Here is a 13,785-nt window from a genome sequence, read left to right on the forward strand (position 1 = left end):
GGCCGCGCCCCATGCCCCATCGCACCCTCGCGCAGGACAACCGCCTGCTCGCCGCCCTGCCCGCCGAGGACCTGCAGCGCTGGCTGCCGCAGCTCGAATGGGTGGCCCTGCCGCTGGGTCAGGTGGTCTACGAGTCGAGCCGGCCACTGGGCCACGTCTACTTCCCGACCACCGCCATCGTCTCGCTGCTGTACGTGATGGAAGACGGCGCCTCGGCCGAGATCGCCGTCGTCGGCCACGAGGGCCTGGTCGGCATCGCGCTGTTCATGGGCGGCGAGACCACGCCCAGCCGCGCCGTCGTGCAGAGCGCCGGCGAAGGCTGGCGGCTGCCGGCCGCGGCGGTGAAGGATGCCTTCACCCGGCCCGGGCCGGTGATGCACCTGCTGCTGCGCTACACCCAGGCGCTGATCACGCAGATGGCGCAGACCGCGGTGTGCAACCGCCACCATTCGCTGGACCAGCAGCTGTGCCGCTGGCTGCTTCTGAGCCTGGACCGGCTGCCCGGCAACGAACTGGTGATGACCCAGGAGCTGATCGCCAACATGCTGGGCGTGCGCCGCGAGGGCGTCACCGAGGCGGCGATGCGGCTGCAGCGCCGCGGCCTGATCCGCTACGCGCGCGGGCGCATCACGGTGCTCGACCGCGCCGGCCTGGAAACCTCCACCTGCGAGTGCTACGCCGTCGTCAAACGCGAGTACGACCGCCTGCTGCCCGAGCACGGCGCCGGCTGAGCGCCTGCCGCGGGCGGCGTTACCTGCCGTGACAACGGTTCGTGCGCCAGCGCACAGACGCTGGCCGGCGGCCAAATCGATGCTGGCCCCGTGCGCTGCCGTTCACCGCAAGCGCAGGAGCCGCCCATGATCCCGTCCCAGCGCCAGCCGGCCGACACCGGGCGAGCGCCCGTCGCCGAGGCCGCCGACCTGGAGATGCTGCTGGCCGCCGTCGCCTGGCGGCTGCAGACCGGGGCCACCGACGTCAGCGCCTCGGCCCACGCCCAGCGGGCGCTGGCGCGCGAGTGCGCTCGCGACCTGCTGCGCCTGGGCCGCGACGCGGCAGCGCTGCGCCGGGCGCTCAAGCTCGCCCGCGACCAGGAGCGCCGGGCCTGCCGCGACGCCGAGCACGACAGCCTGACCGAGCTGCCCAACCGCCGCCGCTTCGACCTGCAGCTGCAGCAGGCGCTGGCCCGCCGGACCTCGGAACAGCGCACGCTGGCGGTGCTGTTCCTGGACCTGGACGATTTCAAGCGCGTCAACGACCTGCACGGCCACGCCGTCGGCGACGAGCTGCTGCGCATCGTCGCGCGACGGCTGCGCGGCGCGCTGCGCAGCAGCGACATGGTCTGCCGCCTCGGCGGCGACGAGTTCGCCTGCCTGGTGTCCGGGGCGCCGGGTCGGCCCGAGCTGAAGCGGCTGGCCGGCGCGCTGATCACCGCGGTGTCGGCGCCGCTGCAGCTCGGCGAGCTGCAGCTCAGCGTGCGGCCCAGCGTCGGCATCGCCATCTGCCCGGACGACGGCGTCGACGCCGAGGCGCTGCTGCAGCGCGCCGACGCGGCGATGTTCCGCGCCAAGCGCCAGCGCCGCGGCGTGGCCTTCTTCGAGCCGCACACCGACCTGCCGGCACCCAGCCTCGAACCGGTGAAGGCCGCCTGAAGCGTCGGCGCGGCGGACAGCGTCTGCCGGGCAGCGCAGGCCGGCAGCGGCGGCGCACAATCGCGGCGCCGCACGTCCGCACGCCACCATGACCACCGACACCGCCTTCGATTTCGCCATCGTCGGCGCCGGCATCGCCGGCGTCTCGCTCGCTGCGCGTCTGGCCGGCCACGGCCGCGTGCTGCTGCTCGAACGCGAGAGCCAGCCGGGCACGCAGTCCAGCGGCCGCAGCGCGGCGATGTTCATGGAGAGCTACGGCCCGCCACAGGCGCGCGCGCTGACGCGTGCCAGCCGCGCCAGCTACGCCGCGCCGTCGATCGTGCCCATCCTGTCGCCGCGCGGCGTGCTCTACGTCGCCTGGCAGGGCCAGGAAGCGCTGCTGGACGCGCTGGCCGCCGGCCCGGGCGTCGAACGCCTGGACGCCGCGCAGACGCTGGCGCGCGTGCCGGTGCTGCGTGCCGAAGGCCTGATCGGCTCGGTCGCCGAACCCGACGCGATGGACATCGACGTGCACGCCGCGCTGCAGGGCTGGCTGGCGGTGGCGCGCTCGCACGGCGCCACCGTCTGGACCGAGGCCGAACTCGCCGCCGCGCGCCGCGAGGGCCAGGTCTGGTCGATCACGCTGGCCGACGGCCGGCAGGCCGCGGCGACGGTGCTCGTCGACGCCGCCGGCGCCTGGGCCGACGTCGTCGCCCGGCGCGCCGGACTGGCGCCGCTGGGGTTGCAGCCCAGGCGCCGCAGCGCCTTCAGCTTCGACCCGCCGCCGGGCGTGGACCACCGCCACTGGCCCACCGTCTGCGCCGCCGACGACGGCTGGTACCTCAAGCCCGACGCCGGCCAGCTGCTCGGCTCGCCGGCCAACGCCGACCCGGTCGAGCCGCACGACGTCGTCGCCGAGGAGCTGGACATCGCGATCGCGATCGACCGCATCCAGGCCTGCACGACGATGAGCATCCGCCGCCCGCGCCACACCTGGGCCGGGCTGCGCACCTTCGCGCCCGACGGCGAGCTGGTGATCGGCTTCGACCCGACGGCCGCCGGTTTCTTCTGGCTCGCCGGCCAGGGCGGCTACGGCATCCAGAGCGCCGCCGGCGCCGCGCTGCTGGCCGAATCGCTGATCCTGAAGGCGCCGCTGCCCGAGGCGCTGGCGCGCGAAGGCGTCGAACCGCGTGCAATGTCACCGGCACGGCTGCGCGGTTGACCCCCTAATCTGGTGGTCATGACGGCTTGCCATGTAACAATGTGTTGAGCTAGCCGCCGACTCGGGTATCGCCCCTGCGGCCGGCCGTGCCCGCGCCTGCGGCTCCGACGGAGCCCGCGCCGGGTTCATTCGCAGTCGCCAGGAAGTCTTGCCATGCATGCCGCTGAACGCCAGCCGCGCCGCGCGCGCGGTTTCACGTTGATCGAGCTGATGGTCGCCCTGGTGGTGCTCGCCGTCCTGGCCGCCGTCGCCTTCCCGAGCTACCGCCAGTACATCGCCCGCCAGCGTGTCGCCTCCGCCCAGGCCGACCTCGTCGCGCTCGGCCTGAACCTCGACGGTCATCTGCTGAACAACACCACCTACCCCGCCGCGGTGGCCGGCAACACGCAGCTGAAGGCGTTGCTGCCCGGCTGGAAGCCGGTGAGCGCCGAGGACTTCGACTTCGAGCTCGTCTCGGTGGACAACGCCAGCTTCCCGCCGGCTTACGAGGTCAAGGCCAGCGGCAGCTCGTCGATGGTCTCGGGCTGCGAGATCGTGCTGACGAGCGCCGGCAGCCGCACGAAGTCGGGCTGCCCCGGCGGCGCGTCGACGTGGTGAGTCGGGCCGCGTCGCGCCACCCGCGTGGTTTCACGCTGGTGGAGATGATGATCGTGCTGGTGCTGATGGTCGTGATGGCGCTGCTCGTGGCCCAGCTCGGCTCGCAGTGGAGCGACAACGCGCGGCTCGCGCGCGTGCAGGCCCAGCTGCAGCACGCCTACGACAGCACCAAGTCGGCCGCGCTGCAGAACCCGACGGCCGCCACGCGCGGCGAAGGCGCGGCCACGCTGTGCGTGCTGGACGGGGCCTTCGCGGTGGTGCTGGGCGACGACTGTGGCGCCCAGCCGGTGTGGAGCTTCGCCCACGAAGGCGGCGTCAGCGTCTCGCTGGCCGAGCCCGACAGCCGCTGCATCGCGCTGGACAGCGCCGGGGTCGTGGTCGCCGCGGCCGGCTGCAGCACCGATCTGCGCTTCTCGATCACCACGGGTTCGGCCCATGTCCAAGGCAAGAGCTTCTAGCCGGCGCCGCCAGCGCGGCATGGCGCTGCTCGAGTCCTTGGTCGGCATGCTGGTGCTGAGCATCGCCGTGCTCGGCTCGCTGTTGCTGCTGGCCCAGGGCACGCGCCAGCAGCACGTCAACAACGGCCGCGCCCAGGTCATCGACCAGCTGCGCGGCCAGATCGCCAGCCAGGGGCTGGACCTGTGCGGCAGCGGCCCGACGCTGAACGTGAACACGAGCCGCGTCACCGGCACGACGGTGCAGTGCCGCAGCCTGGGCAACGTCACCGTGACGCTGCCGGGCGACAGCGCGCGCGCCGTCGCGGTGCCCGACGACGCGGCGCGGGTCATCGACGTCCAGGTCGACTCGCCGCTGGTCGGCGGCAGCCTGTCGCTGGGAGCCTCGCATTGAAGCCCGGCGCACGCGGCGTCTCGCTGGTGTCGCTGCTGGTGGCGATGGCGCTGTCGCTGATCTGCCTGGTGACGGCGCTGCAGGCCTATCGCGCGGTCGTGCTCGGCTCGCGCGGCACCGGCACGGCGGCGCGTGTCACCGGCACCGCCTCGGCCCTGGAGATCCAGCTCGCCCGGCTGCTGCCGGCCGCCGGCTGGGGCATCGGCGGCGGCAGCGCCACCCCGGGCGGCACGCTGAACCAGCACCTGGTGCTGCTGGCCAACGCCACGCTCAGCGGCAGCAACAGCCTGTCGGGCAGCACGCAGACGCTGTCGGCGACGGCACATGCCGGCAACGCCATCGTCTGGGCGACGGCGATCGACGGCTCGCTCGCGTGCTCGGCGCTGATCAGCCGCGCCGCGCAAGGCCTGCAGCTGCTCGGCCCCAAGCCCTGCAGCACGGCGCAGTCGGCACTCAATTCGAACTGGGACGAGGTGGTCACGCTGGTGCCCCAGGGCGTGTTCCCGGACCTGGGTTTCACCGTCGGCACCGCCCAGTGCTGGCCTTACGGCGGGCCGCTCAAGCGCGCCAGCGCCAGCGTGCAGCTGAGCGGCGTGCGCGCCACGCTGCCCGCCGTCTGCCTGCCCAACATCCGCGGCTGACGATGCGATCGCACCTGAGCGCCCTTTCCCCGGCCCGCCGCCAGCGCGGCATCGCGACGTTGCTGATGATCGTGCTGATCACGCTCGGGCTGGCCGCCGCCTCGGCGATGGCCGCCTGGGCGATGCAGGGTTCGATGCGGCTGCAGCTGGCCGAGCACACCGCCACCCAGGCCGAGATGAAGGCCTGGACCGGCGTCATGCTGTTGTCCAAGGCGGTGGCCGCGATGCCGAGCACGGCCGCGCTGACGGCCGGCCGCGCGGTGGGCTTCGGCGCCGGGGCGCCGGCGGGCGTCAGCGCGACGCTGGTCGAGAAGAACGCCGACGGCCTCTACGTCTTCGACGTCGTCGGCGCCAGCGCCGGCGCACGCAGCGTGCTGCGCGTGGCGATCCGGCCGCCGCAGAACGGCCCCGGCGGCGAGACCACGCTGCCCGCCGGCGCCACCTTCCACGGCAACACCCGGCTCGACGGCTCGGTGAGCTACACCGGCACCGATGCGCGCAACCTCTACGTGCTCGACGGCTCGCTGACACTCAGCGGCTCGGTCACCGGGCTGCAGCAGGTGTGCGCCACCGGCGACATCACGGTCAACGCCGCGATCTCGGTCGACGAGCTGTGCAGCAACGGCAACGTCACGCTCAACGGCGCGGCCAAGGTCAACAAGATCTCGGCCAAGGGCAACGTCACGCTGGCCGGCGGCTCGGCCTCGACGATCGGCACGATCCAGAGCAACGGCGACGTGACGCTGAACGGCGGCTCGGCCAGCGCCGGCAGCATCCAGGCCAGCGGCAAGGTGACGGTCAGCGGCGGCGCGGCGCGTGCCAACGAGATCTACACCGAGAGCAGCATCGACTGGACCTCAAGCGCCACCGCGACGACGCTGGCGGCCAACGGCAGCGTCAACTACCGGCCCTCGGGCACCGGTGTCGCCACGGCGATCACCGCGATCGGCAACGTCACGCTGACCTCGGCCGGCACGGTGCGCAGCGGCGGCTCGACGACGCTGGTCGGCTACTGGGGCCAGGGCATCTCCAGCCGGCTCGACGGCGCCGGGCTGCTGAGCGGCACCTCCTGGGGCGCCAACGGCGGCGCCGTCGTCGCCGCCGGCACGGTGGGCAGCGCCGTCACGCCCTTCCCGGCCACGGTCAAGGTGAAGGTCCTGGCCGGCTACAACGTCGCGATCACGCCGGTGACGGTGGCCGCCGTCGCCAGCTTCGAGCGCCCGCGCATCACCGTCGACGCCTACGCGCTGAAGAGCCAGGCCAACTTCGCCTTCAGCGGCGTCGACGCCAGCGGCAACCCGCGCCTGGAGGCCAGCGGCGTCAACGGCCTGGAGGACGGCAGCTACTACGTCGCGGCGAACGCCAGCGGCGGCCGCAACTACCTGTGCAAGGCGGTCACCGGCACGACCTGCGTGACGCCGCTGATGAAGCTCTGCCAGGGCTACTCCGACTACAACGCCTGCCTCAGCTACGCCTCGGGCAGCTGGACGCTGCAGGGCACGACGATGCTGCCCGGCGTGCTCTGGTTCGACGGCAACCTGACGATCAGCAACGGCGTCTGGGTCAACACCTTCCTGGCCACCGGCGACATCACGACCGCCGGCGGCGTGAAGGTCTACGCGCCCAACTACGTCGGCTCCGACTACACCTGCCTGGGGCGGGCCAACAGCGCCTTCGGCCTCAACGCGTGGAGCAGCTACGGCTTCGCGAGCAGCGCCTACGCCACGCCGCTGTGCAAAGGCACGCCGCCGGCGCTGGGCGGCGCGAGCATCGCCAACATCGCGCTGCTGTCGGGCGGGCTCAAGAGCAACGGCCAGTTCGTCGGCGGCAACGTGCTGCTCGGCTCGTCCAACGAGATCTACGGCTCGGTGCTCGCCGGCCAGTACCTCAACACCTCGGGCAGCACGGTGGTCGCGGGCTCCACCTATTCCGCCGCCCAGGGCGGCTCGACGACGCGCAACTCCAACCAGCAAGGCGGCTCGACGACGATCAAGGTCCCGGCCGGCTCCGGCGCCTACGACCCGGGCACGACGCCTTGCATGAGCGGCTGCAGCACGCCGAGCGCCGACAACGTCGTCTGGGCCGCCCCGCGCTGAGCGCGTTCAGGCCGGCGGCCCCGGCATGCGCGTGCACTCCTCGTACAGGCGCACGCGGCAGCCGGCGCAGACCGCCGGGTCCAGGCGCGGCACGATGGCGGCCAGCGCGCTGCGTTTGTCGGCGAAGACGTGGTCCTCGCCCAGCCGCGCCAGGAACTGGCGCCGCTGCCAGGTCTGCAGCACCTCGGGGCGCGGACGGTGGAAGTACAGGTCGCCGCCGATCGCGAGCCGCCGCGTGTGCTCCTGCTCCCAGAGCGCGGCGCCGGCGTGGTCGATGAAGTTCATGCTCTTGGCCATCACCAGCAGGTGCTTCGGCGCGCCGGGCGCGGCGCGCAGCGCCTGCAGGCGCTCGCCGACGTGGGCGACGGCGCCGAACCAGACCGAGCCTTCCATGCGCAGCATCTTCAGCTGCGGGCACTCGGCGCCGGGCGCGTCGTCGACGACGACCATCGCGCGCTCGGGCGGCGGCCGGTCGAAGCCCATCGTGCGCAGCGCCGGGCGCGAGGTGCGGTAGAGGTAGACGACGAGCGACAGCCCGACGCCGCCGACGATCGCCTGCTCCAGCGGCAGCGCCAGCGTCGCCGCCAGCGTCGCCGCGGCGACCGCGGCTTCGGTGCGGTCCTCGCGAAGGCGCTCGCGCCACTGCTCGCGGTCGATCAGCGTGCCGGCCACCCACAGCAGCAGGCCGGCGATCGCCGCCATCGGAATCCAGGCGATCGCAGGGGCCGCCAGCAGCGCCAGCAGCAGCACGAACAGGCCCGAGAACACCGAGGCCAGCGGCGTGCGCGCGCCGGCCTCCAGGTTGGGCATCGACCGGTTCAGCGACCCGCTGGCGACGAACCCGGAGCTGCAGGCGCCGGCCAGGTTGGCCAGGCCCTGGCCCAGGCACTCGCGGTTGACGTCCAGCGGCTGGTCGGTGCGTGCCGCCAGCGCCTTGGCGATGGCGATGCTCTGGCCGGTCGCGACGACGGTCAGCGCCAGCGAGACGCCGGCCAGCCGCGGCAGGTCGGCCCAGGCCAGCGCCGGCGGGCCCCAGGAGAGGTGGTCGATGCGCTGCTCGCCGACGAAGTCCAGCACCACGCCTTCGCGCATCGCCAGCCAGGCGGCCAGCGCGGCCAGGGCCAGCGTCGCCAGCAGGAAGGGCCCGCGCCGCCAGACCTGGCGCAGCACCCAGGCGACGATCAGCGTGCCGCAGGCGAGCACGACGCCGGGCAGGTCGCCGACGACCGAGGCCAGCGCATGCCAGGCGATCAGCAGCGCCGCGCCGCTGGTGAAACCTAGCAGCACCGACGGCGAGATGAAGTGCGCCAGCGAGCCCAGCCGCAGCAGCGCGATCGCGGTCTGCATCAGCCCGACGCCCAGCGTCGCGACCAGCGCCAGGCGCAGGTACTCGGGGCTGCCCGGCAGGGCCAGCGGCGCCAGCATCGCCGCCAGCGCCAGCGACACGGCGTTCGTCGGCCCGGAGGCCACCAGCCGGCTGGAGCCGGCCAGCGCGGCGACGATGCAGGGCACGATCGCGGTGTACAGGCCCCAGGTCGGCGGCAGCCCGGCCAGCGCCGCGTAGGCGATGGCCTGCGGCAGCGCCAGCACCGCGCCCAGCAGCCCGGCGGCGGCATCGGCACGCAGGCTCGTGCGGTTCACGTCCTCCACCCACGGCCCCAGCCAGCGGGCCCACGGCGCCCGCGCACTCCTTCGCAACGTCATCCGCCGAGCGTATCAGCGCCCTGCAGCGCCGGGGGGAACCGTTCTTGCATAGCATGGACACCATGGCAGGACAGTCCCCGCTGCTGATCGGCTTCTCGGCCCGCATCTACACGCCCGGCACGCCGGGCATCCACGTCGACGGCGTCTGGACGCGCACGCTGCACTACCTGGAGCAGTCGGTCGCCAACTGGGTGCTCGGCGGCGGTGCGGTGGCGCTGATGATCCCGGCCGTCACCGCCGACAGCGTCGTCACGCGCCGCGACCTGAACCTGCGCCACTACGCCGACGCGCTCGACGGCCTGGTCCTGCAGGGCGGCAACGACGTCGCGCCCGAGACCTACGGCCAGACGCCGCTGCACCCCGACTGGCACGGCGACCGCGTGCGCGACCTCTACGAGATCGAGCTCGTCGACGCCTTCGTCTCGGCCGGCAAGCCGGTGTTCGGCATCTGCCGCGGGCTGCAGCTGCTCAACGTGATGTACGGCGGCACGCTGGTGCAGGACATCCCGACGCAGCGCCCGACGGCGCGCGCGCACCGCGACAGCTCCAACTACGAGCGCCACTTCCACGACGTCGAGATCCTGCCTGGGACCCGCCTGGCGCAGCTCTACGGCGGGCTGGCGCGCGCCACCGTCAACAGCATCCACCACCAGGCGATCGAGAAGCTGGCGCCGGCTTTCGTCGTCGAGGCGCGCTGTCCCGACGACGGCACCGTCGAAGCGGTGCGCCACAGCGGCGACGCCTGGATCTCGGCGGTGCAGTGGCACCCCGAGTTCCACGTGCCGGGCGACCCGGCGACCTTCGACGACTCGCGCCTTCTGGCCGACTTCCTGGCCGCGGCGCGCGAACGCAAGCGCTGATCAGCAGGGGCCGTGCTGGCGGCGGAAGTCCGCCGGCCGCTGCGCCCCGTGCACCGCGTGCAGCCCGCGCTGCAGCGCCTGCGCCAGACGCTCCTCCTTGACGAAGGGGCCGCGGTCCCACTTCACGCGCGTGCTCCAGGCATGGCCTTCGGACACCATGCGGCGCGCCAGGTCCTGGCCGTCGAGCATCAGCGCGCCGGTGACGACGCCGTCGCGCCCGAGCTGCGGCTGGGCGACCGTCACCGCGTGGCCCTGGGCCCAGTCGGCGAGCGCACGGCGCGACTCGACGCCCCAGTCCTGGCAGGCCAGCGGCGCCTCGACGCCGGCCAGACGCACACGCACCGGCGCGCCCTCGGCGGGGGTGACGACGACGGTGTTGCCGTCGACGACCTGGGTGACACGGCCCTCGACGGGCGGCGGATGTTTCGGCGGCGCGGCGAGCGCGGCGCCGGCCAGCAGCGCGAGCGCCAGGCCGGGCAAGGTCTTCATCGGATGCGGGATAGGTTCAGAACGCGAGCGCGATGATCCCCGCGACGAAGCCGGCCAGCAACAAAAGCCAGAGTGCGACGACCAGCACCGCGCCCCAGACCAGGCGCGGCAGCTGCTCGCGCCCGGCCTCGGCTTCGCGCAGCCGCGCCTGCCAGAGTTCGGGCGGCGTCAGCTTGACGACCAGCGCGATGCCCAGCGGCACCAGGATCAAGTCGTCCAGCATGCCCAGCACCGGGATGAAGTCGGGGATCAGGTCGATCGGCGACAGCGCGTAAGCCAGCACCGCGACGGCGATCCAGCGCACCGCACGCGGCGTGTCCGGGTGCTTGAACAGCTTCCACAGCGCGAGCAGGTAGATGCCCAGGCGCGCGGCGTTGCCGGCGGCGAAGAGGCGGCGAACGCGCTTCATGGCGCCGCACGGCGGCGCTTGGGCGCCGGCTTGTCGAGCGCCGCGTTCGACGCGGCGAGCAGGCGTTCGAGCCGGTCCTTCATCTGCTCGGTCGACAGGCGCTCGCGCAGCCGTTCGACGAGCAGCGGCAGCGCGAAGGGGCTGGCGGCCTTCAGCTCGACGATCTCCAGGTCCATCGTGTCCATCGCCTGCAAGGTGGTGGCGAGGCGGCCGATTTCCAGTTCCTGCGCCAGCACCTCGCGTTCGGCCTGCTCGAGCAGGCGGTTGCCGGCGTCGTAGCGCCGGAACACGCCCCAGAACAAGGAGCTGGACGCCTGCAGCTGGCGCAGGCTCTTCGGCGCACCCGGATAACCGCCGAACACCAGCCCGGCGATGCGTGCGATCTCGCGGAAGCGCCGCTGCGCCAGTTCGCCCGAGTTCAGGCTGGCCAGCACGTCGGCCAGCAGCGTGTCGGTGGCGAACAGGCGCTTGTCCTCCAGCGCCGCGAGGTCCGGCAGCTCGGCGGCCAGGATCTCCAGGCCGTAGTCGTTGACGCACAGCGAGAAGGTGTTGGGCCGCGCCTGCGCCAGCCGCCAGGCCAGCAGCTGCGCCAGGCCGACGTGCACGTTGCGCCCGGCGAAGGGGTAGAGGAAGAGGTGCCAGCCTTCGCGCGTGCGCAGCCGCTCGACGAGCAGCCGGCCGCGCCGCGGCAGCCGCGACAGCCGCGCCTGGGCCTCCAGCATCGGCCGCGCGGCTTCGAGTTCGGGCTCGGCGAAGCCGCCGGCCGCGACCTCGTCGAGCAGCACCTGCACCGCGTCGGCCAGTTCCGAGGACAGCGGCATGCGGCTGCCGTTCCAGGCCGGCACCAGACCCTTGGGCTTCGTCGCCTTGCGCACATAAGCCGCCAGGTCCTGGGTGCGCACGTATTCCAGCAGCCGGCCGGCGAAGACGAAGACGTCGCCGGGTTTGAGTCGGGCGATGAAACCTTCCTCGACGCTGCCGATCGTGCCGCCCGACAGCCATTTCACCTGCATCGTCGCGTCGGCGACGATGGTGCCGACCTGCATCCGGTGGCGGCGCGCGATGCCGCGGTCGACGACGCGCCAGACGCCGTCGATGCATTGCACACGGTGGTACTCGGGGTAGGCGCCCAGGCTGTCGCCACCGCGTTCGACGAAGGCCAGCGCCCAGTCGAACTCGGCGCGGCTCAGCCCGCGGTAGGCGGGCGCGGTGAGCAGCTCGTCGTACAGCGCGTCGGCCTCGAAACCGCCGCCCAGCGCCACCGTCACCAGGTGCTGCACCAGCACGTCCAGCGGCTTGTCGGGCGTGCGCCGCGACTCGACGCGCCCGGCCAGCGCCGCACGCCGCGCCGCGGCGGCCTCGACGAGTTCCAGCGTGTTCGTCGGCACCAGCGTCACGCGGCTGGCGCGGCCGGGCGCGTGGCCGCTGCGGCCGGCGCGCTGCAGCAGGCGCGCGATGCCCTTGGCGCTGCCGATCTGCAGCACACGTTCGACCGGCAGGAAGTCGACGCCCAGGTCCAGGCTGGAGGTGGCGACCACCGCCTTCAGCCGCCCGTCCTTCAGCCCGGCCTCGACCCAGTCGCGCACGCTGCGGTCCAGCGAGCCGTGGTGCAGCGCGACCAGGCCCGCCCAGTCGGGCCGCGCGTCGAGGATCAGCCGGTACCAGATCTCGGCCTGCGAGCGCACGTTGGTGAAGACCAGCGCCGTCGACGAGGACTCGATCTCGTCGACCACCGGCTGCAGCATCTGCGCACCGAGGTGGCCGCCCCAGGAGAAACGCCCCGGCTCGTGCGGCAGCAGCGTGTCGACGACCAGGCGCTTCTCGATGCGGCCCTGGACCAGCCTGCCGTGTTCGTGGCCGACCAGCGTCGCCATCGCCTCGGCCAGGTTGCCGATCGTCGCCGACAGGCCCCAGACGGCGAGCTGCGGGTTCCAGCGCTTGAGGCGCGCCAGCGCCAACTGCACCTGCACGCCGCGTTTGCTGCCGATCAGCTCGTGCCATTCGTCGACGATGACGGTCTGCACGCCGGCCAGCTGGGCGCGTGCCGATTCGCGCGTCAGCAGCAGCGACAGCGACTCGGGCGTCGTCACCAGCGTCTCGGGCAGGCGCCGGTCCTGGCGCGCACGTTCGGCGCTGCCGGTGTCGCCGGTGCGCTGGGCGACGTCCCAGCCCGGCGGCGCGGCGGCCTGCAGCGCGCGCGTCGTGTCGGCGGCCAGCGCACGCATCGGCGTCAGCCACAGCACCTGCAGCCCGCGCCGCGGCGCCGCACGCGCCAGCGCGCCGAACCAGACGGCGTAGGTCTTGCCGCTGCCGGTGGTGGCGTGCAGCAGGCCGCTGTCGCCGCCGGCCATCGCCGCCCAGACGGCGCGCTGGAACTCGAACGGCGACCAGCCGCGTGCGCCGAACCAGGATTCGGCGTGCACGAGGCCGGCCACCTCGTTCATGCGGTGACGATCCAGCCCTCGACCGGGTCGACGTCGGCCGGGATGCCGGCGTCGTCGCGCAAGCTGGCCCAGCCGGCCTGCAGCAGGCACAGCGCGGCGTCGAGGCGGTCGCCCGAAGCGTCGGCGACCAGCGCGTCGCGCTGGGCGTGCGTCAGCTTGAGCCGCAGCCCCAGCCGCGTGCGGCCCTGCTCCAGCGCGTCGACCAGGTCCTTGCGTGCGATGAGCCGGTCGGCGGCCTCGCTGTTCTTGTACGAACGCCGGCCGAGGATCTCGGCGGCCAGCAGGCCGGGATAGGCCTCGACCGCACGGCGTTCGCTGTCGCCGGCCACCAGCCCCGGCACCTGCACGCCGGCGGCGACCAGGCGCGAAAAACCTTCGTAGTACATGAAGCCGACCGGCACGTAACGCGTCTGCAGCGGGCTGGAACTGGTCGTGCCGGGCAGCGAGACGTCGGTGCGGCGGTGCACCAGGCGCTGGCCGGGCGGGCGGCCGTTGCCCCAGGCGTCGACCAGCGCGCGGAAGTCCATGCGCGCCGGGCAGCGCCGGCGCAGCTCGGCGACGACCTCGGCGGCGCTGCTGCCCAGGCCCTGGTCGTCGACGAAGGCCCGCGGCAGGCCGAACGGGAAGTCGAAGCCGCCGAACCAGGGGCGCTCGGCGAGCACGGCCTCGAAGCCGGCCAGCGTCGGCAGCTCGTCCACACGTTCGAGGCGCAGCACGGCGCCGTGCAGCGTGCCGCGTGCGACGGTGATCGGCTTGCGCCGCGACGGTGCGCAGCTGAAGTCCACGCCGAGCAGCGGCAGCAAAGAGGCGGTCGAGGTCATCGAGTCGATTGTCGCGGGGCCGCCG

At 73.3% G+C, this 13,785-nt stretch carries 13 protein-coding genes and 1 pseudogene; 9 read left to right on the plus strand and 5 right to left on the minus strand.

Annotated elements, in window-relative coordinates; all coding sequences use genetic code 11:
- The first annotated feature begins 11 nt into the window (after positions 1–11).
- The 8 genes from RGE_RS18425 to RGE_RS24345 all read left to right on the plus strand — a co-directional run bounded on the left by RGE_RS18425 (position 12) and on the right by RGE_RS24345 (position 7,033).
- Positions 12–731, plus strand: a complete 720-nt coding sequence (locus RGE_RS18425; RefSeq protein WP_014429965.1) for a Crp/Fnr family transcriptional regulator — start codon at positions 12–14, stop codon at positions 729–731.
- 126 nt (positions 732–857) lie between these two features.
- Positions 858–1,649, plus strand: coding sequence for a GGDEF domain-containing protein (locus RGE_RS23375; protein WP_014429966.1), 792 nt, complete (start codon positions 858–860; stop codon positions 1,647–1,649).
- A gap of 88 nt (positions 1,650–1,737) precedes the next feature.
- Positions 1,738–2,850: an NAD(P)/FAD-dependent oxidoreductase gene (locus RGE_RS18435; protein WP_014429967.1), complete on the plus strand. Its 1,113-nt coding sequence runs from the start codon at positions 1,738–1,740 to the stop codon at positions 2,848–2,850.
- 153 nt (positions 2,851–3,003) lie between these two features.
- The gene (locus tag RGE_RS18440; RefSeq protein ID WP_014429968.1) at positions 3,004–3,447 is read left to right on the plus strand and encodes a type IV pilin protein; all 444 of its coding nucleotides are present in this window, start codon (positions 3,004–3,006) and stop codon (positions 3,445–3,447) included.
- A complete protein-coding gene (locus tag RGE_RS18445; RefSeq protein WP_043813593.1) occupies positions 3,444–3,905 on the plus strand; it encodes a pilus assembly FimT family protein in 462 nt (153 codons plus the stop codon). Before RGE_RS18440 ends, RGE_RS18445 begins: the two co-directional genes overlap by 4 nt.
- Positions 3,883–4,296 carry a type IV pilus modification PilV family protein gene (locus tag RGE_RS24340; RefSeq protein WP_158443102.1) on the plus strand — a complete coding sequence of 138 codons (414 nt, stop codon included), beginning with the start codon at positions 3,883–3,885 and terminating at the stop codon, positions 4,294–4,296. Before RGE_RS18445 ends, RGE_RS24340 begins: the two co-directional genes overlap by 23 nt.
- The gene (locus RGE_RS18455; RefSeq protein WP_014429971.1) at positions 4,293–4,937 is read left to right on the plus strand and encodes a hypothetical protein; all 645 of its coding nucleotides are present in this window, start codon (positions 4,293–4,295) and stop codon (positions 4,935–4,937) included. Before RGE_RS24340 ends, RGE_RS18455 begins: the two co-directional genes overlap by 4 nt.
- A 2-nt stretch (positions 4,938–4,939) precedes the next feature.
- A complete protein-coding gene (locus tag RGE_RS24345; protein ID WP_043784279.1) occupies positions 4,940–7,033 on the plus strand; it encodes a hypothetical protein in 2,094 nt (697 codons plus the stop codon).
- A gap of 6 nt (positions 7,034–7,039) precedes the next feature.
- On the opposite strand, the gene RGE_RS18465 is transcribed toward RGE_RS24345, so the two are convergent.
- On the minus strand, positions 7,040–8,737 hold the full coding sequence (locus tag RGE_RS18465) for a SulP family inorganic anion transporter (RefSeq protein ID WP_173391626.1): 1,698 nt from the start codon (positions 8,735–8,737) through the stop codon (positions 7,040–7,042).
- 62 nt (positions 8,738–8,799) lie between these two features.
- Here RGE_RS18465 and RGE_RS18470 point away from each other — a divergent pair, with 62 nt between their 5' ends.
- A complete protein-coding gene (locus RGE_RS18470) occupies positions 8,800–9,597 on the plus strand; it encodes a gamma-glutamyl-gamma-aminobutyrate hydrolase family protein (protein WP_014429974.1) in 798 nt (265 codons plus the stop codon).
- Here RGE_RS18470 and RGE_RS18475 read toward each other — a convergent pair whose 3' ends face one another.
- The 4 genes and pseudogenes from RGE_RS18475 to RGE_RS18490 form a co-directional block, all read right to left on the minus strand.
- Positions 9,598–10,086 carry a thermonuclease family protein gene (locus RGE_RS18475; RefSeq protein ID WP_014429975.1) on the minus strand — a complete coding sequence of 163 codons (489 nt, stop codon included), beginning with the start codon at positions 10,084–10,086 and terminating at the stop codon, positions 9,598–9,600.
- Between the two features lie 177 nt (positions 10,087–10,263).
- Positions 10,264–10,369, minus strand: a pseudogene (locus RGE_RS25015) (YkvA family protein); the annotation flags it as partial.
- Positions 10,370–10,491: 122 nt separating this feature from the next.
- Positions 10,492–12,939, minus strand: a complete 2,448-nt coding sequence (locus RGE_RS18485; RefSeq protein WP_014429977.1) for a ligase-associated DNA damage response DEXH box helicase — start codon at positions 12,937–12,939, stop codon at positions 10,492–10,494.
- Positions 12,936–13,760: a DUF429 domain-containing protein gene (locus tag RGE_RS18490; RefSeq protein WP_014429978.1), complete on the minus strand. Its 825-nt coding sequence runs from the start codon at positions 13,758–13,760 to the stop codon at positions 12,936–12,938. The genes RGE_RS18485 and RGE_RS18490 overlap by 4 nt, the downstream gene beginning before the upstream one ends.
- Positions 13,761–13,785 lie beyond the last annotated feature (25 nt).

The organism is Rubrivivax gelatinosus IL144, from assembly GCF_000284255.1.
Classification (GTDB): Bacteria; Pseudomonadota; Gammaproteobacteria; order Burkholderiales; family Burkholderiaceae_C; genus Rubrivivax; species Rubrivivax gelatinosus_A.